The organism is Bifidobacteriaceae bacterium (genome assembly GCA_031281585.1).
Classification (GTDB): Bacteria; Actinomycetota; Actinomycetes; order Actinomycetales; family WQXJ01; genus JAIRTF01.
Genome location: JAITFE010000050.1, coordinates 19,549 through 41,665, shown reverse-complemented (window position 1 = coordinate 41,665; position 22,117 = coordinate 19,549). Strand labels below are relative to the sequence as shown.

At 64.2% G+C, this 22,117-nt stretch carries 21 protein-coding genes and 2 tRNA genes; 4 read left to right on the top strand and 19 right to left on the bottom strand.

Translation table 11 applies throughout. The features are described 5' to 3' along the window. From LBC97_05425 to LBC97_05400, 6 genes are all read right to left on the bottom strand, one after another. Nucleotides 1–242 (bottom strand): hypothetical protein (locus LBC97_05425; GenBank protein MDR2565493.1); only part of this gene is annotated, 242 nt, incomplete at its 3' end. Nucleotides 243–1,133: 891 nt separating this feature from the next. Continuing rightward, entirely contained in the window at nucleotides 1,134–1,382 is a 249-nt protein-coding gene (locus LBC97_05420; protein ID MDR2565492.1) for a (2Fe-2S) ferredoxin domain-containing protein, read from the bottom strand. Nucleotides 1,383–1,387: 5 nt separating this feature from the next. Beyond that, nucleotides 1,388–3,085, bottom strand: coding sequence for a [FeFe] hydrogenase, group A (locus LBC97_05415; GenBank protein MDR2565491.1), 1,698 nt, complete (start codon nucleotides 3,083–3,085; stop codon nucleotides 1,388–1,390). 4 nt (nucleotides 3,086–3,089) lie between these two features. Beyond that, a complete protein-coding gene (locus tag LBC97_05410; protein ID MDR2565490.1) occupies nucleotides 3,090–4,949 on the bottom strand; it encodes an NADH-quinone oxidoreductase subunit NuoF in 1,860 nt (619 codons plus the stop codon). A gap of 15 nt (nucleotides 4,950–4,964) precedes the next feature. After that, a complete protein-coding gene (locus LBC97_05405) occupies nucleotides 4,965–5,468 on the bottom strand; it encodes an NAD(P)H-dependent oxidoreductase subunit E (GenBank protein ID MDR2565489.1) in 504 nt (167 codons plus the stop codon). A 162-nt stretch (nucleotides 5,469–5,630) separates the two neighbouring features. Beyond that, nucleotides 5,631–6,803 carry a hypothetical protein gene (locus LBC97_05400; GenBank protein MDR2565488.1) on the bottom strand — a complete coding sequence of 391 codons (1,173 nt, stop codon included), beginning with the start codon at nucleotides 6,801–6,803 and terminating at the stop codon, nucleotides 5,631–5,633. Here LBC97_05400 and LBC97_05395 point away from each other — a divergent pair. Beyond that, on the top strand, nucleotides 6,802–6,957 hold the full coding sequence (locus LBC97_05395; protein MDR2565487.1) for a hypothetical protein: 156 nt from the start codon (nucleotides 6,802–6,804) through the stop codon (nucleotides 6,955–6,957). The genes LBC97_05400 and LBC97_05395 overlap by 2 nt on opposite strands. A gap of 30 nt (nucleotides 6,958–6,987) precedes the next feature. On the opposite strand, the gene LBC97_05390 is transcribed toward LBC97_05395, so the two are convergent. The 11 genes from LBC97_05390 to recF form a co-directional block, all read right to left on the bottom strand. Further along, nucleotides 6,988–7,719: a hypothetical protein gene (locus tag LBC97_05390; GenBank protein MDR2565486.1), complete on the bottom strand. Its 732-nt coding sequence runs from the start codon at nucleotides 7,717–7,719 to the stop codon at nucleotides 6,988–6,990. Beyond that, complete coding sequence (locus LBC97_05385) at nucleotides 7,716–8,378, bottom strand: helix-turn-helix domain-containing protein (protein MDR2565485.1); 663 nt, start codon at nucleotides 8,376–8,378, stop codon at nucleotides 7,716–7,718. Before LBC97_05385 ends, LBC97_05390 begins: the two co-directional genes overlap by 4 nt. Nucleotides 8,379–8,804: 426 nt before the next feature. Further along, nucleotides 8,805–8,877, bottom strand: a tRNA-Ala gene (locus tag LBC97_05380). A 50-nt stretch (nucleotides 8,878–8,927) separates the two neighbouring features. Next, nucleotides 8,928–9,047 (bottom strand): DLW-39 family protein, encoded by a 120-nt coding sequence (locus LBC97_05375; protein MDR2565484.1) that lies wholly within the window; start codon nucleotides 9,045–9,047, stop codon nucleotides 8,928–8,930. A gap of 179 nt (nucleotides 9,048–9,226) precedes the next feature. After that, entirely contained in the window at nucleotides 9,227–9,499 is a 273-nt protein-coding gene (locus LBC97_05370; GenBank protein MDR2565483.1) for a hypothetical protein, read from the bottom strand. A 45-nt stretch (nucleotides 9,500–9,544) separates the two neighbouring features. Continuing rightward, nucleotides 9,545–9,618 (bottom strand) — tRNA-Ile (locus LBC97_05365). 133 nt (nucleotides 9,619–9,751) lie between these two features. Beyond that, complete coding sequence (locus LBC97_05360) at nucleotides 9,752–10,693, bottom strand: DUF3566 domain-containing protein (GenBank protein ID MDR2565482.1); 942 nt, start codon at nucleotides 10,691–10,693, stop codon at nucleotides 9,752–9,754. Between the two features lie 59 nt (nucleotides 10,694–10,752). Then, complete coding sequence (gene gyrA / locus LBC97_05355; GenBank protein ID MDR2565481.1) at nucleotides 10,753–13,431, bottom strand: DNA gyrase subunit A; 2,679 nt, start codon at nucleotides 13,429–13,431, stop codon at nucleotides 10,753–10,755. 93 nt (nucleotides 13,432–13,524) lie between these two features. After that, the gene (gene gyrB, locus LBC97_05350; GenBank protein MDR2565480.1) at nucleotides 13,525–15,525 is read right to left on the bottom strand and encodes a DNA topoisomerase (ATP-hydrolyzing) subunit B; all 2,001 of its coding nucleotides are present in this window, start codon (nucleotides 15,523–15,525) and stop codon (nucleotides 13,525–13,527) included. Between the two features lie 237 nt (nucleotides 15,526–15,762). After that, nucleotides 15,763–16,389: a DUF721 domain-containing protein gene (locus LBC97_05345; protein MDR2565479.1), complete on the bottom strand. Its 627-nt coding sequence runs from the start codon at nucleotides 16,387–16,389 to the stop codon at nucleotides 15,763–15,765. Further along, a complete protein-coding gene (recF, locus tag LBC97_05340; GenBank protein MDR2565478.1) occupies nucleotides 16,382–17,503 on the bottom strand; it encodes a DNA replication/repair protein RecF in 1,122 nt (373 codons plus the stop codon). Before recF ends, LBC97_05345 begins: the two co-directional genes overlap by 8 nt. 144 nt (nucleotides 17,504–17,647) lie before the next feature. Here recF and LBC97_05335 point away from each other — a divergent pair, with 144 nt between their 5' ends. Beyond that, the gene (locus LBC97_05335; protein MDR2565477.1) at nucleotides 17,648–18,073 is read left to right on the top strand and encodes a hypothetical protein; all 426 of its coding nucleotides are present in this window, start codon (nucleotides 17,648–17,650) and stop codon (nucleotides 18,071–18,073) included. Further along, nucleotides 18,070–18,438: a DUF5615 family PIN-like protein gene (locus LBC97_05330; protein ID MDR2565476.1), complete on the top strand. Its 369-nt coding sequence runs from the start codon at nucleotides 18,070–18,072 to the stop codon at nucleotides 18,436–18,438. The genes LBC97_05335 and LBC97_05330 overlap by 4 nt, the downstream gene beginning before the upstream one ends. Before the next feature lie 115 nt (nucleotides 18,439–18,553). Here the strand turns inward: LBC97_05330 and dnaN are convergent, their stop codons facing one another. After that, nucleotides 18,554–19,681, bottom strand: a complete 1,128-nt coding sequence (dnaN, locus tag LBC97_05325) for a DNA polymerase III subunit beta (protein MDR2565475.1) — start codon at nucleotides 19,679–19,681, stop codon at nucleotides 18,554–18,556. Nucleotides 19,682–20,296: 615 nt separating this feature from the next. Then, nucleotides 20,297–21,682, bottom strand: coding sequence for a chromosomal replication initiator protein DnaA (gene dnaA, locus LBC97_05320; protein MDR2565474.1), 1,386 nt, complete (start codon nucleotides 21,680–21,682; stop codon nucleotides 20,297–20,299). Nucleotides 21,683–21,974: 292 nt separating this feature from the next. Here dnaA and rpmH point away from each other — a divergent pair, with 292 nt between their 5' ends. Continuing rightward, nucleotides 21,975–22,112, top strand: a complete 138-nt coding sequence (gene rpmH / locus LBC97_05315; GenBank protein ID MDR2565473.1) for a 50S ribosomal protein L34 — start codon at nucleotides 21,975–21,977, stop codon at nucleotides 22,110–22,112. Nucleotides 22,113–22,117: the final 5 nt, after the last annotated feature.

Sequence of the window (22,117 nt, the reverse complement as noted above, 5' to 3'; positions counted from 1 at the left end):
GCATAGCCGGACTGGGAGAGGGTTTCCGCCAAACGGCCGGATTGGATGGGGCCGGCAAAAACTCCCGCCTGCACCGCGTAATGGGGCGCGGAAACGGCAGCAGCAGCGGGAGCGCTTTGCAACAGCAGGCCCAGCCCCCAAACCAGCAGCCAAACGGGATAATTAAGAATCAGCCGGCCCCGGCAGGGACGGCGGGAGGCAATTAATTTCAATAAACTGACCTCTGCTGGCGCGGAAAGCAATAAATAACAGCCGCCGCGCTTTGCTTGACAATTGGAATAATTCAGGCAACGGTCTCAACTTGCTGACACTAATAATAACAGATTGTCCGGCAAAAAAAATCATTTTTTCACACAGCTTCGATTAGAGCATATTCACTTTGCGATAACAGCCGGGCGGTCATTCAGAAGCTTAAGACCGCCCAAGCCGAAAAGCGCGCTTTTCGGCTTGGGCCAGGCTTTGGGCAATGCTTGGCAGCCGCAGCCTGCCTTCTTAAAGTTAACCCGGATATGGCACGAGCTATGGCCATCTTTGCTGCGGCTGTTTTAAAGTTTTGTCACTGGGTGTCATGTTATTGCTCATCATTGTCATGTCTCGAACAAGAACTGAAGAATCCATTGACTTTGCTTAACAGCCCAAAGCCTAGTGTCATGTGTCGCTTAAAACTATACATTCGTTTCGTTTTAAGCTCTTAAGATCGCTAAAGCCGAAAAGCGTGGTTTTCGGATAAGCTTACGCCGCTCGGAGCGCGGCTAAGCCGGGCTTGATCGCCCGGCGGCTAGTGCGCTGCTTGATGTACATTTTTAAGTGTCACAGCGCACTAGATTCTCCGGCTCCGGCGGCCGCAATTGACGCGTTCAAAGAGATAATGCGGATATTTAAGGCAATTTTCATGACCGGGCGGGCAGAATAGCTCCGCAGGTAATCCTCCGGCAAAATTACGCGCCTCATGCCGACAAGCGCCGCAGATAATATATTTTTGTCGTCCATATATATTTTGTCCGTCTTCCATGCGGCCCACATTGGCTTCCGGAACTTGACATACGCGGATGCAACGATTGCAGCCCGCGCATTTTTCGCGATCCTTGGCAATCAGATTCCGCATGGCTTTGCCTCTTTGTTCATGTGCTTGCTTACGGATCCACTTGGGGCAAAACTACCGTGCGGAAGAATTCCCGTGATGTTTCCGGCAGGATACTGAACTCTTTACCGCCAATCAGCACCGAGACCCCTTCCTGGCATTGTTTCATGCAAAAAGTGGCTTGCATGTTAATCTTTTCATGCAAGCGTCCATCTTCAATCAATTGCTGAAAGATCTGGATCACGTTATAGGAACCTTTTAAATGGCAGGAACTGCCCACACAAATATTCAAATCGACCATGATAATTATGCTCCTTGACGCTCATGGCCGTAATGGACATGCAGCAATTTGTGAACTTTGCCTCTTAACAGGCCGTTATATAAACCCAGCATGAGAGGATTCTCTTCGGAACGTTTAATGTTGGTGAGCTTGTCGGCGGCATATAATTGCCGGCCGCGTTCTTCTTTGCCGGCAAAGCTGGCAAAAGGCTGGCCGGCGCCGCTGACACAGCCGCCGGGGCAAGCCATAACCTCCACAAAATCATAATGACCGCCGTCTTTAATGCGCCTGATTAGGGTCTCGGCATTGGCCAGGCCGCTGACCACGGCTATCTTTACTTCCCTTTCACCTACCGCCACCGTAGCTTCTTTGCTGCCTTGCATACCGCGCACTCCGGTGAAAGCAATAGATCTGAGAGCGCCGGGAGTTTTATCAGAGGCAATACGGCGTACCACCGCCTCCGCAACCCCGCCGCTTACGCCAAAGATAATCCCCGCCCCGGTTATGGCGCCAAAAGGCATGTCAACCGCCTCCGGTTCCAGTTCGCTGAAAATGATACCTGCCTCCTTAATCATATGAATAAGTTCCTGAGTGGTAAGCACGCAATCCACCTGCACCGTGCCGTCAACGGCGAGCTCCGGCCGCGCCGCTTCAAATTTTTTGGCAGTGCAGGGCATGATGGCCGCATGAAACAGCTTGCGGTTGGATTTGCTGTAATGCTCTTTGATAAGCGCGGCAAACATTTGCATGGGAGAGCGGCAGCTTGACACAGCGGGCATCAACTCGGGGTGTTTTTTTTCACAATAACTGACCCAGGCCGGGCAGCAGGAAGTGAACAGGGGCAAAGAAGGGTTGGTCTCCAGCCGGGTCTGAAATTCATTGGCTTCTTCCAGAACCGTGAGATCCGCTCCGGTGGCGGTATCAAATATCTCATCAAAACCCATGCGCCGCAAGGCCGCCACAATCCGGCCCATGGAATTTTCCGTTTCCCCCAGGCCTAAGCTCCGGCTCACCGCCACTCGCACTGCCGGGGCAATCTGGGCGATGACCTTGACCCCTTTGTCGCTTAGAGCCTGCCATAATTTCTGAGTATCGTTTTTAACCACAATAGCTCCGGTGGGGCAGACCGCCGCGCATTGCCCGCAGCCCACACAGTTGGACTCCGCCAGCGGGACCTCAAAAGAGGTGCTGATAGTCATCTTGGAGCCGCGGTGGGCAAAATCAATAGCCCCCACATTTTGCACCTCGTGGCACATACGCACGCAGTCGCCGCAGAGAATGCATTTATTCCTGTCTCGGGTAATGCAGAGAGAGGAATCATCTGTGTCAGATTCTTGGGAAGTGTTAGCAAAACGCACCCGGTCTATGTTAAAACGCATGGCCAGCTCCTGCAGCTTGCAGCTGCCGTTATTGTGGCAAGTGGTGCAGTCGCGGCAATGATTGGCCAGGAGAAGTTCCAGAATTATTTTGCGGTATTTGCGCAGACTCTCGGTATTGGTTTTGATTTCCATGCCCGCCTGGGGAGGAGTGGAGCAGGCGGCTTCCATTTCTCCCCATTTATTTTCCACCATGCACATGCGGCAGGCGCCGTAAATGGAAAGCTCGGAATAATAACAGAAGGTAGGCAGCTCAACGCCTATCTTGCGGATTAAATCCAGCAGATTTTTTTCACCATTGATGGGCACAGGCATTCCGTCTATAGTTATGTACGTTTTTTCTTTCATATTTTTATTTCTCCTTGATCGCCTGAAAAGAACAGGCCTCCACGCAAGCCCCGCATTTTATGCACCGGGCGGCGTCAATAGTGAAAGTTTCTTTAATTTTGCCGGATATGGCTTCCGCCGGGCAGCGCCGGGCGCATTTGGAGCAGCCCTTGCACAGCTCGGGATCAATATGGAAAATTTTTAAATGAGGACAGCTTCCGGCCGGGCATTTTTTGTCATAAATATGCGCCTTATATTCATCCAAAAAACCGCTGATAGTGCTGACTACCGGGGATGCCGCGGTTTTGCCCAGCCCGCACAAGGCAGTGGAGGAAATGGTATCGGCCAGTTCCAGAAGGAGATCAATATCGCCGTCCCGGCCCTTGCCCTCTACAATATTTTGCAAAATTTCCAGCATGCGTTTGGTTCCTTCCCGGCAGGGGACACATTTGCCGCAGGATTCGTTTTGGGTAAAATTCATAAAAAAACGGGCGACTTCCACCATGCAGGTTTTATCGTCCATGACCACCAGGCCGCCTGATCCGATCATGGCTCCGGCTTTTTTCAGGGAATCAAAATCAAGAGGGAGATTGAGATGTTCTCTGGTGAGGCAGCCGCCGGAGGGCCCGCCTATCTGCACCGCTTTGAAAGCGGCGCCGTCACGGATGCCTCCTCCGATATCGAAGATTACTTCCTGCAAAGCGGTGCCCATAGGCACTTCGATTAATCCGGTGTTGACAATATTGCCGGTCAGAGCGAAGGCCTTGGTGCCGGGGCTTTTTTCCGGGCCCATGCTTTTGTACCAGTCAGCGCCGCGCAGGATAATCTCCGGGACATTGGCAAAGGTCTCCACATTGTTGAGGACGGTAGGCATATTAAAAAGCCCGTGCTCTACCGTGCGGGGCGGTTTTACCCTGGGCATGCCTCGTTTGCCTTCAATGGAAGCGGTGAGAGCGCTGCCTTCACCGCAGACAAAAGCTCCGGCGCCGCGATTGATGCGCAAATTGAAAGCAAATCCGCTGCCCAGGATATTTTCCCCCAGAATACCCCATTCCCCGGCCTGGATAATAGCGGTCTTAAGCCGGCTGACCGCCATAGGGTATTCCGCCCGCACATAGATATAACCCCGGCTGGCCCCGCAGGCCAGAGCGGCGATGATCATGCCTTCCAGCATACGGTGAGGGTCTCCCTCCATAATGCTGCGGTCCATGAAAGCGCCCGGATCCCCCTCGTCGGCGTTGCAGACGATGTATTTCTGGTCGCCCGCCACCTTCCTGCACGCCTCCCATTTGACGCCGGTCGGGAAGCCGGCGCCACCCCGGCCCCGCAGGCCGGACTTCGTGATCTCTTCGACCACTTCGGCCGGGGCCCGTCGCAGCGCTTTGGCGATCGCCGTGTAGCCGTCGCGGGCTATGTAGGCGTCCACATTTTCCACATCGATCACGCCGCAATTGCGCAGGGCGACGCGCATCTGGTCGCGGAAGAACGCCACGGAGTCGATATCCAACGCGTGCCTGCCCTGGACGCTGTCGTAAAACGCGTACTCCTCGACTGGCTGGCCCTTGAGGAAGTGGCTGACAACGATCTGTTCGATTTTCTCGGGCGTGAGTTCGGAGTAGTAGGCACCATCCGGCAGCACGTAGACCACCGGGCCGACCGCGCAGGTGCCCATGCATCCTCTTTGGATGACTGCGACCTGGTCCCCGATCCCGTGCTTCGCCACCGCGTCCTTCAGGGCCGCGGCTATCGCGGCGGAGTTGGCGGAGACGCAACCGGTCCCGCCGCACACCAGCGCCTGATACCGGTACTTGGACAGGCGCGACCGATAGCGGTCTTTGACGCGCGTCAGTTCGCCAACCGTGCTAAGCCGTAGCGCAGTTTTCACGGCGCCTCCTCCTTGTCAGTACTCGGCTCGAATCGCGTCCAACTTGGCGGGCGTGACCTGCTTGTGCACCACGTCGTCGATCATCACGGCCGGAGCCAAACCGCAGGCCCCGATGCAGCGGGCCACGTCGCAGGAGAACTTGCGGTCCTCGGTCACACCGCCCACCGCGACTCCCAACGTCTCCTCCAAGTGGTCGACCAGTCGCTTGCCGCCGCGGATGTAGCACGCCGTGCCCAGGCAGACCCGGATGATGTGCTCGCCGCGCGGCACCGTGGAGAAGAACGAGTAGAAGGTCACGACTCCCGCCACCTGCGACAAGGGCAGGCTCATCCGCGCCGCGATCATTTTCTGCACGCTGAGCGGCAGGTAGCCGTAATTCGTTTGGGCCAGGTGCAGCACTTGGATGAGGCCGCTTCTGGCGTCCGGGCACTCGTTGATCAGCGCGGCCAAGCGCGCCTCGTTCAGTTCTTCTTTCTCGGGCGGACAGGCCGGGCCAGCTGTTGGCGCAACACTTTTCATGGTCGCCTCTCCGATGAGGGATTGAGTCAGGCCGCCGTCTTTGGGGCCGCCGCTTCCTCCATGGAGCGTACAGACCCCCGTGGAGCCTCACAAGGGCCCCCACGTGGACTTTTGATCAGCGCCGATGCCGTGCCCCCCGTCGCCCAGGCACGCCCGGCTTGACTATTCGGGGAGCGTCCGCTCCTCCACGCCCCCGTCGGCGTACCGGTAGAAGACGCGATGCTTCGCCGAATACGTCCAGCCCAAGGCTCTGGCGCACAGGTTGCCCAGGGCCCCATCCGGTGACGGCGGGGCGGGTATGAAAACGTCGGGCATGTGCGCCAGCACTTCGCCCTCCAGCGACAGGGCGAAGGCGCCGTTGGTCTCGGTGATGGCGATCAGGCAATTGCGCGCCGAGTCGTAGTGCAGTTCGCCGGTCACCTCGCCATGCGAGTTGCGCGGGAAGACATCGCAGTCGACATAGGAGACGGGCTCAATCCAAGTTGTCTTTCCGTCAGGCGGCGGGAAGTCTGGGAGCGTGAACAAACCAAGTTGGCGGTACTTGTAGCCGCCGAGGTCCTCCTCATTCAGTCGCTCGTCAGGGCGGAGATCATCCAAGGCCAGCGCGAACCGCCTATTGTCCAGGAACGCGGCCGGACGGTCCCAGCTGTCCCCGGAACCCGAGCACCATGCCGCCGTTGGCTCCCAGCGGTGGAGGAACGCCTCGGTCGAAAACGCGAGCACCGTGCCCACCGGGTGCCACACCCAACCGTTGTCGAGAAAGTGACGCGAATCGGGGGAAACCAACAATAATGAATGGAAATAGTCGACGTAGTTTGTGTATTCGTACTCCGGATAGGTTTCCCCGGCTTTCTGGCCTAGCTTGCGTATTTTCACCTCGCGGTTTGTCAAACACTCGCCGGTGGCCGCGTCAAACACGTCAAGTCGGTTCCACTGGGTTTGGGCGATCAGCAGCGTGCGTCCCGTGTCCGATTGCCGAAGAAACCCAATGGAGTAGCTGGACACATCTGCATCATGATTCTCACGCCGCAGCGGCCGCGCATCCCCGGTGTCCACTTTCACCAGCGCCGCGTGGGTCCCAAACCGCTCCGTCACGCAAACCCAATTGCCGTCGCTGTAGAGCTTGATCTCGAGCTCGTTGCACCCTGGACGGCTGGCGCCAAGCTTTGGTGCCATCTTCCGAATGGTGGGGGTAGTGGCGATCAACTCGGCCTTCGCGCTGCCCGCGTTGACGCGAAACAGCCGGCGCCCGGCGAAAACGAAATATGAACTCCGGGCGCGGTCATCCGCCACGATTCCTCTCACCCGGACGCTGCTCAGGTCGACTGCGGGCATGGTCTTCAGCCTACCGACCGCGCTCGGCGGAACGGAGTGGAGGTGGCTGGACACTATTCGAAACATGCCCCGGCTGCCGAAATGGCTGGTCAAGATGAGAATCGGCCACGCCGAGGCGTCCACGGATTGGGACGGTTCGAGTGAGCACGCCTGACCGCTTCGCAGTGCGGGGTTCTTGCCCCTCTTATCCGGCCAGGATGCGGAGCGTGTCCTGGCCTCGGCGAGCCAGGTCGTCGCCCAGCGCCAACCATGCGGAATGCGCCGGATCCTGCAGCCTCGCGGTCAGGCGGCCGAGCCGGCGCCGATCGGAGCCGCGCAGGCGTGCGCGCTCGCCGGCGTGGTCGGTGACGAGCGCCGCCAGCAGGGCGGCGTCTTCGAGGTGGCGCCCGGTCTCACGGTTGTCGGCGGCGCTCGCGGCAGCCTTCAGCACCAGAGCGCCCAGCAGGTCCGGCACCGTCACCGTGGCTACCTCATCGCCGTCGGCGATATCCACCTCGATCAACCGGTCGAGCGCCTGCGCCCCGCCCTCGATGGCCATGACCGGGCGGCCCGAGATCTGTTGGCCCAGATGCCGCGGCAGATGGTCCGCGACCAAGATGTCGACCACGTCAACGCCCCGACGCATCCGGTGGAACGGGGAGTCGGGCCAGCCGGGTTCTTGCGCCTCGAACCCCCTTGACCGGAGGTCCGCCACGACCGACGCGACGGACGCCCGCCGTGCGAGCACGTCGACCAGGAGGTCGACATCGTGAGTCGTCCGGTGCGGGGTAACCCCAGCCAACATGGCGTGGACCTGGGCCATCAGGCCGCCCACCAGCGCACAGCCAGAAGCCCCAGGGCCGCCGAGCACCTCGATAAGCAGCTGCCAAGGGGGCGGCCAGCCTCCCGGAGGCGCGACGACACGCGGCCTCGTCACCGCAGCAACTCATCCAGGATGGCACGACCGGCGGCCGCTTCCCTCGGATTAGCCGACTCCAGCAAGTCGGCGCCGACCACCGCCGGCGGCATCGCACCACCGGGCGCGATCAACTCGAACCCGGTTGCCCGCAACGTGACGTTGCCCGCCGGATCGTCCACCAGGAAGAACTCGTCGACCAGCGCCCCCAGGTCGCGACCCGCGCAGTAGCCGTCCACCACGCCGGCAGACGGCGCCAAAAGGTCCCGCGCGGGCTCCAACGCCGAGGCTCCCGTCAGAGCCAACCGCGAACGCAGCGGGCCGAGGAACGATTCGGCGCCCCGAAAACGCCTCACCTCCGCGCGGCCGCGGCAGGCCCACGCCAGGCCCTCGGGCGTCGCGGCCCCCAATCTTCGGGCAATCCGGTACCGCGTCTGCCTGTCGGCCCACTCCGCGTCAAGGCCAGACGCCATCCACAAGGCAGCCCACGCCGTGCCCGGCGCCCAGGGGCGCCCCCGGCCGCGCGCCTGACCGCCCAGCCGCGCGGCCGCGCCGGCATCCACCAGCCTGGCCCTCCCCACCCGCCTGGTCGTCGGCAGCTGGCCGGACGCCGCCAGGCGCTGGACTTGACGCCGAGACAACCCAAGTCGAGCGGACACCTCCGCCGTAGACAACTCCACCCGTCAATAATAGGCGCAAAAACGACCAATTATGATGAAGCGCTCGGACTTCTTTCTCGCTGGCGCGAGAGCGCACCGGCCATCTCGACGGGGCCTCCGCCCCTCACGCCGCCGGTGGGACAACGAGAAGCTTCCCACGGCCAACCACCGTGGAGCGCCTCATCGCCGAATGCGAAGCCTGCGGCAACGCACCCGCCGACTCCGCCCGGCGACCCTCCGAGACGACCCGCCCAGATAACGGCAAAAGGCGGTCCCTAGATACTGGCAAACAGGCGGTCCCATCCCCCTGGCTGATGACGCCCCAGACGAACTGGACAGGTCAGTGGTTCGGATAAGCGAACTCTGGTGGAGCTGACCGGAACCGCTATTGCGAAGCAACGCCAGAAGGCGCGGCACCGGAGTTCGAGTCCGGTCGGAGGAACGGAGTGGAGCCGACCGGATTCGAACCGGCGACCCTCTGCTTGCAAAGCAGATGCGCTACCAACTGCGCCACGGCCCCAACAAGGCCCCGGCGGTTAGGCCGGGGCGAGATTCATTCTGACGGGAAGGTCAGTCGACCGGGTCGGTCACTTCCGCCCAAAGGTCCAGTTCGGCTCGGTCTTGCGCGACTTTGCGGTAGACCAGCAAGGCCACGGCGGCCAGCCCAAGGACGATCAGAAACTTCTTCATAGCGGTGTTCCTCCCGGTTGTGTTGCCTTGGGCCGCGGGTGGCGGCCCGCGAAGGGATGCCCCCTTGGGGCCGGAAGCCCGACCGGCGAGCTCCCGTGCGGATCATCCTAGACGCTATCAGAACGGCTCCGGACTGCCGAAACGCCTTGCGCGGCGCGGTTTTCCGGGCTGCGGAGAAATCAGGAGTCAGTCGCCGCAGAACAGCAGGTCCTGCCTTCCTCAATGCTCGCCTCAAGCAACTCCCGAAAGGCGGGATCCCCTGGTCCGAGACACCCCGCCAGAACCCTCATGTGGTCGCGGTGGAGAACCGTGTCGCCACACGGATCCAGGTAGACGCCGGTCTTCTCGAGCAACTGGTCAACGGCGGCCGCGACGACCCGTGAGTGGTACTCGACCAGCGCCAGGCGGTCGCGCATCCCCACATCACGCACGTCGAACACGGACCAGGACACGGCAACATGCTATCCGCGAGCGCACCATCACGCTCCAAGAGCCGGTGGGCCTAGGAGGACTTGAACCTCCGACCTCTTCGTTATCAGCGAAGCGCTCTAACCGCCTGAGCTATAGGCCCGTGTTGCCGCTTTGACCTGCCAGTCAACGCCCCGCGAGATTACCCCACCGAGGCCCTGCGGGGCAAACACGCCGGTCCGGTCGGGCCCGGACGCGCGCCCGCAGGTCCGCTTGGGGGGTGTCCCGCATGGCGCTCAGCGTTCCTTGAGGGTCACCCGCACGCCTCCGACCAGCGCGGCGATGATGTTGTAGATCACCGCCACCAGGGTGGAGATGATGGTGAACACGATCACGTCGATCACGGCGATGATGGCCGCCCCGGACATGATCCGCCCCTGCTCCACGTATTGCAGGATGTTCAGCGCGTCGGGCCGGTTCTTGCCGACCACCTCGGTGATCATGGCGTCGATCTGAGTGAAGATGTGCCGGTCGTTGAGCACGGTCCACAGGATGAAGATCGCGACCACGAAGGCGATCCCCATGGCCACGGACACGAGGAAGGAGATTTTCATGACTGAGAGCGGCGCCACGTAGGACAGGTTCAGCTTGACCCGCTTCGGCCCTTTCGCTTTGGTTTTGGCGTCGGTCGCGACTGTGGCCGTGCCGGCGGCCTCAATCCCGGCCGCGGCCGCGACCACCTGCGTGAACGTCCCAGGATCGACGCCTTTCACAGCGGTTTGGGTGGTGCTTGCCGCCGATGCCGCGCTTCCCGGCCCAGCCCCGACGCCCGTCCCAGCCGAGCCGGACACGGCGGCGCGCGCGCTGGCGCGGGGCGGCCCGGTGACCGCCCCGACGTTGGCGGGCTTCTTCGCCACCTGTTCCCCCACCACCACCGGCACGGACCGGGTGGTGCGGTAGGAGCGCTTGGATCCAGCGGTCGAGGCGCCGGTCTTCGGATGGCTGGGGCCCGATTCGCCGTCGCCGTGCCCCACCCGTTTGACCGGGGCGGCGGAACCCACGATCGGCTTCGGCTTCGACTTCGGCCGGATTGACGGCGGCGGCTCCACGGCATGGCCGGACCGCGCCGTGCTCTTGGCTTGGACCGGCTTGCGTTCCACGGCCACGGCGCCCGATTCGGCGTGGCCCGAATCGTCTGGCGGTTTCGAGGCGGGCGCCGAATCGTGTTCACTGCTCATTCGTCGTCACTCTCTGTCAGCAGGCGGGCTGGATCGCAGTCAACGGTACCTGACAAAACTCAACCATCCGTGCTACCGGCGGACGAGTCCGGTTCTGGCGGGACGGCATCGTCGGCGTGGTCGGCTGTGGCGCCGGGAGCGTCACTTGCGGGCGGCGCGGCGGCTTCCACCTCCGGCTGCTCCGCGGCCGGCTCCCCGGCCGACCCGTCAGGCGGGGCGTCCACGCCCTCCACCGCGACGGCGCGCTCAACGTTGCGGGCCACCGCGATGATCCGGTCGCCGCTGTCTGGTTTGGCGAACACCACGCCCATGGTGTCGCGGCCCTTGGCGGGGACCTCGTCGACGCGGGAGCGGACCACTTTGCCGCCCTCCATGATGACCATGACCTCGTCCTCCGGGTCGGTGATCAGCGCGCCCACCAGGTCGCCGCGCTGCTCGGCGAGTTTGGCGACTTTGATGCCCAGGCCGCCCCGGCCCTGCACCCGGTATTCGCCGACCGGCGTGCGCTTGGCGAACCCGCCCTCGGTGACCACGAACACGTCCGCGCCGTCTCGCACCACGTCCATGGCCAGGAGCTCGTCGCCGCGCCTGAACCGCATGCCGGTCACGCCGGAGGTCGCGCGCCCCATTGGGCGCAGGGCCTCGTCCCAGGCGGTGAACCGGATCGACATGCCTTTGCGGGAGACCAGGAGGAGGTCCATGGAGGAGTCGACCAGGCGGGCGGACACCACCTCGTCGCTGACGCCGTCCGCGTCCTCCCGGAGGTTGATGGCGATTATCCCGCCGGAGCGGGTCGAGTCGTAGTCCGCCAGGAACGTCTTCTTGACCAGGCCGCGTTTGGTGGCCAGGACCAGGTATTCGGCCTGGTGGTAGTCCTTGATGGCGAGCACCTGCGCGATCCGCTCGCCGGGTTGGAACGCCAGCATGTTGGCGACGTGCTGGCCTTTGGCGTCGCGGCCGCCTTCGGGCAGCTCGTAGCCTTTGGTCCGGTAGACGCGGCCGAAGTTGGTGAAGAACAGCAGCCAATGGTGCGTGGTGGTGGTGAAGAAGTGCTCCACCACGTCGTCCTCCCGCAACTGGGCGCCTTTGACGCCCTTGCCGCCCCGGCGCTGCGAGCGGTATTGGTCCACGCGGGTCCGTTTCGCGTAGCCGCCGCGCGTGATGGTGACCACCACGTCTTCTTCGGGGATCAGGTCCTCGTCGGTGACCTCGCCTTCGAACGGCAGGATGCGGGTGCGGCGCTCGTCGCCGAACCGCGCCACGATCTCCTGGAGTTCGTCTGCCACGATCCGCCGCTGCCGGTCGGGGTTCCCCAGGATGTCCTGGTAGTCCGCGATCCGGACCTCGATGGCGTTGTGCTCGTCGATGATTTTCTGCCGTTCCAGGGCGGCCAGCCGCCTCAGCTGCATTTCCAGGATGGCGTTGGCCTGGACCTCGTCCACCTCCAGCAGCCCGATCAGGCCCTGCCTGGCGATTTCGACCGACGCCGAGGCTCTGATCAGCGCGATCACGTCGTCAAGGGCGTCCAGCGCTTTGAGGTAGCCGCGCAGGATGTGGGCGCGGGCCTCGGCTTCCCTGAGCAGGAAGCGCGTGCGGCGCACCACGACCTGCAGTTGGTGGGTGGTCCAGTGCCGCACGAACGAGTCGAGGGTCCGCGCCCTTGGCACGCCGTCCACCAGCGCCAACATGTTGGCACCGAAGGTGTCTTGGAGTTGCGTCTGCTTGTAGAGGTTGTTCAGCACCACCTTGGGAACCGCGTCCCTTTTCAAGAGGATGACCAACCGCTGCCCGGTCCGCCCGGACGATTCGTCGCGCAGGTCCGCTATCCCCTGGATGCGCCCGTCTTTGACCAGTTCCCCGATCCGCGCCGCCAGCCGGTCGGGGTTGACCTGGTACGGCAGTTCGGTGACCACTAGGGCGTTGCGCCCGCCGATTTCCTCGACTTCCACGACGGCCCGCATGGTGATGGAGCCGCGCCCAGTCCGGTAGGCGTCTTTGATGCCTTTGACACCCAGGATCAGCGCGCCGGTGGGGAAATCCGGGCCGGGGATGCGCTCGATCAGCGCCTCAAGCAGTTCCTCGCGCGAGGCCTCGGGGTGGTCCAGGTGCCATTGCACGCCGGCCGCGACCTCGCGGAGGTTGTGCGGCGGCACGTTCGTGGCCATCCCGACCGCGATCCCGGCCGACCCGTTGACCAGCAAGTTCGGGAATCTGGCCGGCAGCACGACGGGTTCTTTGGTGCGCCCGTCGTAGTTGTCCTGAAAGTCGACGGTGTCGCGTTCGATGTCCCGCACCATCTCCATGGCGAGCGGGGCCATGCGACATTCGGTGTACCTTGGCGCGGCGGCGCCGTCGTCCCCCGGCGAGCCGAAGTTGCCCTGCCCGTCCACCAGCGGGTAGCGCAGCGACCAGTCCTGGACCAGGCGCACCAACGTGTCGTAAATGGCCGAGTCGCCGTGCGGGTGGTATTGGCCCATGACCTCGCCGACCACGCGCGTGCATTTCGAATAGCCGCGGTCCGGCCTGTACCCGCCGTCGTACATCGCGTAGATGACCCGCCGGTGCACCGGTTTGAGCCCGTCGCGGATGTCCGGCAGCGCCCGGCCCACAATCACGCTCATCGCGTAGTCCAGGTAGGACCGCCGCATTTCGGTTTGGAGGTCCACCGGCTCGATCCGCCCGGCGTCCACAATCACGCCGGCGTTTCCGGCCCCGCCGTCTTCGCCTTGGCCGCCGATGCCGTCCGGCCCGGTCTGGGGGCCCGTCACGTTGTTGTCAGTCACAAGTTTTCCTAGCTTTCCTCAGGTGTCCTCGGGCGTTCTCAGCTGTGCTCAGATGTCGAGGAAACGCACGTCGTGGGCGTTGCGCTGGATGAAGGCTTTGCGGGATTCGACGTCTTCGCCCATCAGGATCGAAAAGGTCTCCTCCACCGCGGCGGCCTCTTCCATGGTGATTTGGAGCAGGGTCCGCTGCTCCGGGTCCATGGTGGTCTCCCAAAGCTCCTGGTAGTTCATTTCGCCCAGGCCCTTGTAGCGCTGGATGCCGTTATCTTTGGGAATGCGCTTGCCGGATTCCGCCCCGGCGGCCAGCAATTGGTCGCGTTCCCGGTCCGAATAGGCGAATTGATGCTCCGCGTTGGTCCATTTCAGCCGGTACAACGGCGGCTGGGCCAGGAACACGTTCCCGTTCTTGATCAGCCAGGGCATGTAGCGGTAGAGGAGGGTCAGCAGCAGCGTCTGGATGTGTTTCCCGTCCACGTCCGCGTCCGCCATTAGCACGATCTTGTGGTACCGGAGCTTGCCCAGGTCGAAGTCTTCGCCAATGCCGGTCCCGAACGCGGTGATCAGCGCTTGGATTTCCGCGTTTGAGAGGGCGCGGTCCAGGCGCGCCTTCTCCACGTTCAGGATCTTGCCCCGGATGGGGAGGATCGCCTGCGTTTCCGGGTTGCGGCCCCGGATGGCCGAGCCGCCGGCCGAGTCGCCCTCCACAATGAAGATCTCCGACACGGCGGGATCCCGCGAGGAGCAGTCTTTCAGCTTGCCGGGCATGCCGCCGGATTCGAGCAGCCCTTTGCGCCTGGTCGCCTCGCGGGCCTTCCGGGCCGCCAGGCGCGCCGCGCCCGCCTGCATGGCTTTGCGGATGATGTCCTTGGCCTCCGCCGGGTGCGAGTCGAGCCAGTCCCCCAGGCGTTCGCCGACGACTTTCTGGACAAAGGTTTTCGCCTCGGTGTTGCCCAGTTTGGTTTTGGTCTGGCCCTCGAACTGCGGCTCTTTAAGCTTGACCGAGATCACCGCGGTCAGACCCTCGCGGACGTCTTCGCCGGTCAGGTTGTCGTCTTTGTCCTTGAGAAGGTTCTTGTCGCGCGCGTAGCGGTTGATCAGCGACGTCAACGCGGCCCGGAAGCCTTCCTCGTGGGTGCCGCCGTCCGTGGTGTTGATCGTGTTGGCGAACGTGTGGACGGCCTCCGAATAGGCGGTGGTCCACTGCATCGCGATCTCCACCGAGATCGAGGAGTCGGGCGCCTCCGACTCGAAGTAGATGACCTCCGGGTTGACCGGCTCGCTCTTGCGGGCGGCGTTGAAGTGCTCCACGTAGTCGATCAGGCCCTTGTCGAATCGGTAGGTGACGGCCCGGACGGTGCCCGCCTCTTCGGGGCCCTCCTCGCCCGTGTCGTGGCCGGGACGCTGGTCGGTCAGCGAGATGGTCAGGCCTTTGTTCAGGAACGCCATCTGCATGAACCGGAGCCGCAGGGTCTCGAAGTCGAAGTCGACGGTCTCGAAGATGTCCGGGTTCGGCCAGAACGTGATCACGGTGCCGGTGCGCCCGGTGGGCGCCCCGCGTTCGATCTCCCCGATCGGCGAGCCGTGGTCGAACGACATCTTCCAGACGAAGCCGTCGCGGTAGACCTCCGCGTCCAGCCGCGTCGACAGGGCGTTGACCACCGAGACGCCAACGCCGTGCAGGCCGCCGGAGACGGTGTAGCCGCCGCCGCCGAACTTGCCGCCGGCGTGCAGCACGGTCATGACCAGCTCGAGGGCGTTCTTCTGCTCGGTGGTGTGCATGGCCACGGGGATGCCCCGGCCGTTGTCCTCCACCCTCAGGGCGCCGTCCGGCAGGATGGTCACCAGGATGCGGGTGGCGAAGCCCGCCAGGGCCTCGTCCACAGAGTTGTCCACAACTTCATAGACAAGGTGGTGCAGGCCGCGCTCGCCGGTCGAGCCGATGTACATGCCCGGGCGCTTCCGGACCGCGTCAAGGCCTTCTAGGACCGTGATGTCGTCAGCGTCGTAATGGGGTTGCTCTGGAGGTGTGGCGTTGGCCTTGTCGGGCAGACTGGGCACGGCGTCAGCTTTCTGTTGAGGAGTCGGTTTGGCCTGTCGCGGGCCAGAGGCTATCTTCCGGGCACCTAGACCCGGCGGGTGTACAGGGATAGCCGACAGCTATTCTAGCGCCTCAGGAGCCGATTTGCCCGGTTCCGGACCGGTGAGGCCCTCAGCCGCCCGCGAACCCCAGGAAAATGGGGACGGTACCGGTTTCCGGCAAGCCGGAAACCGGTACCGTCCCCATTTTCAGGTTCGGCGGCGACCGGCCCGGCGGGCCTCCGGGCCGAGCACCTCGACTTGGGTGACCAGGCCTGGACCCACATGTTTGTCGATGGCCGCGCGCAATTGCGGGATCAGCAGCCTGATCTCGGTGGCCCACGGCGACGAGTCGGCCTTGACGGTCAGTTTGCCCTCTTCCAAGCCGACCACCTGGCAGTGCGCGGCCACCTGCGGTCCCACAATCCGGGGCCAGTCGGCCAACAGCAGGCCCGCCGACGCGTCGGTCTGCCAACCCTCGACCGCTATGAGCTCATCAACCAGTTCTCCGGCCGTCTTCGGGTCGCGGCTGTTCGACCACTGGGCCGCCTCGGCCCGGCGGCCCTTGAACCTGGTGGATCCGCGCATGATCCTGGCCAGCACCGCCTTCTGCGCGGCCGATCCCGGCTCGGCCGCTATCTCCCCTCCGTCCCGGCCTTCGCCGGACGGGCCGGACGGACGGCCGTCGGCTGGGACCTCGCCCGCCGCCGAGCCCGAACCGCCGACCCCGCCTTGCCCGGCCCCGCGTGGTCCGGCGAGCCCGCCTTCGCCAGGCCCCAGCGATCCGGCGGTTCGCGGTTCGCCGCCGGCTCCCCGCCGGCCTGCCCGCTCAGCCATCATCCGACACCCGGCCGCCGGCCACGGTCTGCCAGCGGTCGGTCAGTCCGTCCGGCACGTCGCTCCGGACCGCCGCCGTCACCAGGACCTGTTCCACGCCGGCCACCAGGCCGGTCAGGGCCTGGCGCCTGTCCGTGTCCAATTCCGCGAACACGTCGTCCAAGATCAGGATCGGGTCGTCTTCCACCTCCGCCCGGATCACTTGAAACGACCCCAGTCGCAGCGCCAACGCGAGCGACCACGATTCGCCGTGCGACGCGTATCCGCGCGCCGGCAGTTCGCCCAGCGTCAACTCCAACTCCTCGCGGTGCGGTCCGTAGAGGCACGCCCCGCGGTCGATCTCCCGGTCCCTGGCCGCCGCCATCGCGTCCAGGAGTTTGCGCTCGACGTCCGCCACGGCATCGCCGGCCGCGGCCTCAACCGTTGGCCGGTACGCCAAACGGGCGCCTCCCCCGCCGGCCAACTGCCCGTAAAGCTGGTCGACCCGGGGCTGCAGCTTTTCGGCCAGCGCGAGCCGCTGGACGGTGATCGCCGCGCCGAGCGCCGCCGCGGGGCCGTCCCAGATTTCCAATCCGCCAATCCCTTCGCGCCGCTTTTCGCCGCCCAGCCCGGCCAGGGACTTCAACAGGGCGGACCGCTGCCGGACGACTTGCTGGTAGTCGGCGAAGCCACCGGCCATGGAGGGCCTGAGTTGCAGCGTCAACTCGTCGAGGAAGCGGCGTCTGAGGTCCGGCGGCCCTTTGACCAAGGCTAGGTCTTCCGGCACGAAGCCGACCGCCCTGGTCACTCCCAGCAGTTCGACGGGCCTGACCTTGGCGCGGCCGATCAACGCCCGGTTCGCCTTCCCGGGGACGATCTCCAGGCTGACCTGCGCGGCCCGATCGCCGCGCGCCAGCCGCGCCCGGATGACGGCTTTCTCGGCGCCTTGCCTGACCAACGCCTGGTCGGTGGCGGTCCGGTGCGACGACAAAGTGGCCAGGTAGGCGACGGCCTCCACCAAATTGGTCTTGCCCTGCCCGTTCCCGCCAACGAAGGTCGTGACCCCCGTCTCAAGGTGCAAAACGGCATCCTGATACGACCGGAAGTCAGTCAAGGCGAGGTCGCTCAGATGCACTGCCCCAGCGTACTAACCGCCGGAGCCACCGCCGCGCGGGCCGTCCGGCCGACCGAACCGTTGAGACCCTCGAAGCATTCTCTCGCCGACCATTTCCTACCACTTGACTCGGCTCGTCGACGTACCTGCGATACGCTGTGTTACATGGTATCTCCGAGGCATGTGCGTTTTCCGGCAGCAGTCGACGAGGCGCTGGAGGCGCACACCCGGCGGACCGGCGCCACCCGGTCCGGAGTGATCAGCGTGGCCGTCGCCGAATGGCTGCGGCTCCAAGGTCATCCGCGCGTCCGCTTCGTGGAGCCCGTGCCGGGCGAACGGCGCGCGGCGCTCGTTGACGGGCCGGAGATTTGGTCTGTGGCGGAAGCCTGGTTGCAGCACCGGGCTCCGGACCGGTCCGTCTCGCTGGTCGCCGAGGCCACCGGGCTGCGCCCCGACCAAGTCGAGGCGGCGCTGGCCTACTGGGCGGACAACCGGGAGGAGATTGACGCTCTAGTCGCGCGGATTCAGGCCGAGCAGGAGGCGGCCTTTTCGGCTTGGGAGCGCAGGCGGGAATTGGACCACGTCCGGTGAGCGCTATCCGGCTTCTGCTGGACGAACACTATCCGCCCGCATTGGCCCGACTGCTGCGGGAGACGGGAATCGACGCCGTTGCGATCACGGCCGACAGGCCCCTGCTGATGGGGGCCCCAGACTCCGAAGTCCTCATGGCGGCCGTCGCCGACGGCCGGGTCGTGGTAACCGAGGATGTCACCACATTTCCGGCGGCCGTCAAGCGCGTGCCGGGACACCTGGGAATTGTCTACTGCCGCTCCCGGGCCTTCCCGCGCACGCGCGGCGGATTGCAGCGCCTCGCGGCCTCGTTGCAGTGTCTGGCTTCCGACCCGCCGCCGGGCCTCGGCTCCGCGCCGTTGGAGTGGTGGCTCGCGCGAGTTTAGAACCAGCCACCGCCAGCGTCCCACGTCCGGTTTCCGCGACCCGGACGCGGACACGGCGACCCCGTGTCGGCTTGACTCTCGTCAACCATTGGATCGCGGCCCTTTGGCCGCCGTCCTAGACCGTGAAGCGGATCGGGACCAGAAGATATTTGTAGTCCGGGAGGACTTGGCCGTCGGATTGGCCCTGGAACAGGACCGGCTTGGTCGGGGAGTTCATCAGCAGCTTGACCTCCGGGGCGCCAATCACCGACAGGCCCTCAAGGAGGTAGTGCGGGTTGAAGGCAACATTGATCGGGTTGGTGACCTGGGCCTCGAGAACCTCGGAGGCCTGCGCGTCGTCGCCCGCGCCGGCGTTCAAGACCGCCTGGCCCTCCTCGAACGCGATCTGCACCGGCGTGTTCCGGTCCGCCACCAAGGAGACCCGCCTGACCGCCTCGATCAAGGCCGGGACCGACAAAACCGCCGAGATGTCGAACGAATCCGGCAGGAGCTTTCGAACCTGCGGGTATTCGCCGTCGATCAGCAGCGAGGTGGTTTCGCGGCCGGCGGCCGCGAAACCGATGATGTCCGCGATTCCGGGAGCGGTCAATGACACCTCGATCTCCTCGGTGTGCCCAAAAGACTTCGCGACGTCGCTGAGCGTGCGGGCCCTGACCAGGGCGACCCTCGAGACGTCGGGGGCGGTCGGCTTCCAAGTCAGCTCCTTGATGGCCAGGCGGTACCGGTCGGTGGCCAGGAAGGTCAGATTCTCTCCCTCGATCTCGATCCGGACGCCGGTCAGAAGCGGCAGTGTCTCATCCCGCGTGGCGGCCACCGCGACCTGGCCGACGGCCGAGGCGAACTGGCCCGCCTCGATGGCCCCCACGGCGGAAGGCAGGACCGGCAGGGCCGGGTAGTCGTCAAGCGTCATGGTCAACAAAGTGAAAGTCGAAGAACCGCAGGTCACCACTGCCTTCGGCCCGTCCAGTTGGAGGGTCACGGGCTTGGCCGGCAACAGCTTGGCGATTTCCGCCAGGAGGCGCCCCGAGACGAGGATCTCGCCGCCGTCTTCGACGTCTGCGGCGATCTCGACTTTGGCCGAGACCTCGTAGTCGAAGCTCGCCAACGTCACCTTGCCGCCTTCCTCCGCGGCGGCCTTGACCCGCACGCCGCTCAGGATGGGGCTGGGCGGGCGCGCCGGGAGTGCCCTCGCGGCCCAACCGACCGCGTCCGCCAACACATCTCTGTCGACCATGAACCTCATGGCGTTTCCTCCAAATCCTCTTTGTTCAATCCAACCCTACGCCGCGTCAAACTGGTCTTGGCCCTTCCGCTTTCGCCTGTGCCAATAGGCGGCGGCCGCCGGCCAAGCGATGTGCGCTATCCACAGCAATTCCAGTCGAGTTAAGCAATCGTAGTAGTAGGGGCTGTGGAATGTGTGGGCGGCCCGCCGCCGCGCAGGTGGGGGCTGGCTTCGGGCTGTGGACAGGGCCGTGGACAGGCGGTGGGCAAGATGACCGGCCTGTGGGCCGCCTGGGCCGAGGGTGCGGATGTCCACAGTTCCGGGGGCGACTGTGCCCCGGAACCGGCCCGTCGTCCACCGCTGTCCACAGGTTTTCCCACAACTGGGGAATTCTTTTTCGGAAGAATGGCCCCGAACGTTCTCCAACCGTTAACGCGGCGTTCACTTATGAGCCGATCGGGGCGGGGAACGCAAACAGGCGAAGCCCGGCCCGCTCTTTAGACGCGGAGCGGGCGAGGAGCTTGGCGAATAACCGCGCTCGGCCCGTGGCGGCGACGGGCAGAGGAAACCTGACCAGCGGAAACGCGGCGTCAAGCCCGGCCGGCTGCTTGGGAGGCGGGTTTATTCACCGGTTTCCTAGGCCGCGGCTTGGCGTTTGATCCGGTAGGTCAACTCGGAAATCTTGGTGTAGAGGGCGGGCTTTTCCGACAAGGTCGACTTGACCTTGTTGCAGGCGTGAAGGACCGTGGTGTGGTCGCGGCCGCCGAACTCGCGGCCGATGCTCGGCAGCGACAAGTCCGTCAATTCGCGGCACAGGTACATGGCGATCTGGCGGGCCTCGACCAGATTCCGGCTGCGTGAGGGGCCGCAAATGTCGTCAAGCGTCAAAGAGAAGTACTGCGCGGTTTGGCCGATGATCAAGGTCGGCGTGATCTCGGTTTCATGGTCGGTGATGAGGTCGCGCAGGACGATCTCAGCCAGCGACATGTCGACCGCCTGGGAGCTGAGGTTGGCGAAAGCCGTCACGCGGATCAACGCGCCCTCTAGTTCCCGGATGTTGGAAGAGACCCGCGAGGCGATGTATTCGAGCACGTCATCCGGGGCGCTCAGGCCCTCGCTGGCCGCCTTCTGACGCAGAATGGCGATCCTGGTCTCCAATTCCGGGGGTAAAACGTCCGTCTGCAGGCCGCCTTCGAAGCGGGTCAAGAGCCGGTCCTGGAAGCCGTTGAGCTGTTTGGGCGGGGTGTCCGAGGTGATGACGATGTGGCTGCCGGAACTGTAAAGCGTGTTAAAGGTGTGGAAGAACTCCTCCATGGTCTGGCCCTTGCCGGTCAGGAACTGGATGTCGTCAATCAGGAGGATGTCGTTGCTGCGGTAGCGGTATTTGAACGCCTCCATTTGGCCGACCTGCACGCAGTTGATGAAGTCGTTGGCGAACTCCTCAGAAGTTGTGTAGAGGATTTTGAGGCTGGGGTCCAGCGTCAGGGCGTAATTGCCGATGGCGTGAATCAAGTGGGTCTTGCCCAGGCCGGAGCCCCCGTAGATGAAGAGGGGGTTGTAGGTCTTCGCGGGCGATTCGGCCACGGCGCGGGCGGCCGCGGCAGCGAACCGGTTCGAGGATCCGACCACGAAGGATTCGAAGGTGTAGCGGGGCTGAAGATGCGATTGGTGCCCGGCCGCGGGCGGCGGCTGGACGGGCGCCCTCGGGGGGACCGGCTCCGGATCTGGTGAGACCGGTTCGGCCGGCAAGACTTCGCTCAACGACGGGTCGACGGTGATGGCGAAGTTGACCGGCCGGCCGGCGGCGGTTCCAAGCGCCCCCGTCAGAGCGTCCCGCAACTGCGACTCCAAGAACTCCTTGGCGTAGTCGTTCACCACCGCCAACAACGCGGTGTCGCCGACAAAGCCGAGCGGCTTGACCAACTGGATGAAGCCGTAGCCCTGGCCCATCACCTGGCCGGAGCTGACCAAGGAGTCGACCGCCGTGCTCCAAAGCTGGTCAATGCCCGGTGGATTGCTCAACGCCGACCCCTTTCGCCGCAAGTTAGAGGTCTCAGCCTAACGGCGGTTGGCGGCCTTGGGGCAAGTGGCCTGGTGCCCAGGCGAACACGCCGGCCGGCGGCGGCTCGGCGGGACGGCGGGCGCCCGGTTTGACCCAGGAGCCCCCGCACGCCTAGATTTTGTTGCGGCTATGCGATGACTCCTGCCCACAAGTGTGGGCCCCGGCTGCGCAGGGACGGACCAATCGCGGTACCGGATATCACCCTCGGCGCGGGAAGGGTGGCATCACCCAGGACGTTTCAGGAGTAGTCACGTGACTAAGAGGACTTACCAGCCGAACAACCGGCGGCGTGCCCGGAAGCACGGTTTTCGCCTGCGCATGCGCACTCGCGCCGGCCGTGCCATCGTGGCGGCCAGACGGCGCCGGGGGCGGGCCAAGCTGACCGCTTAGGCGCC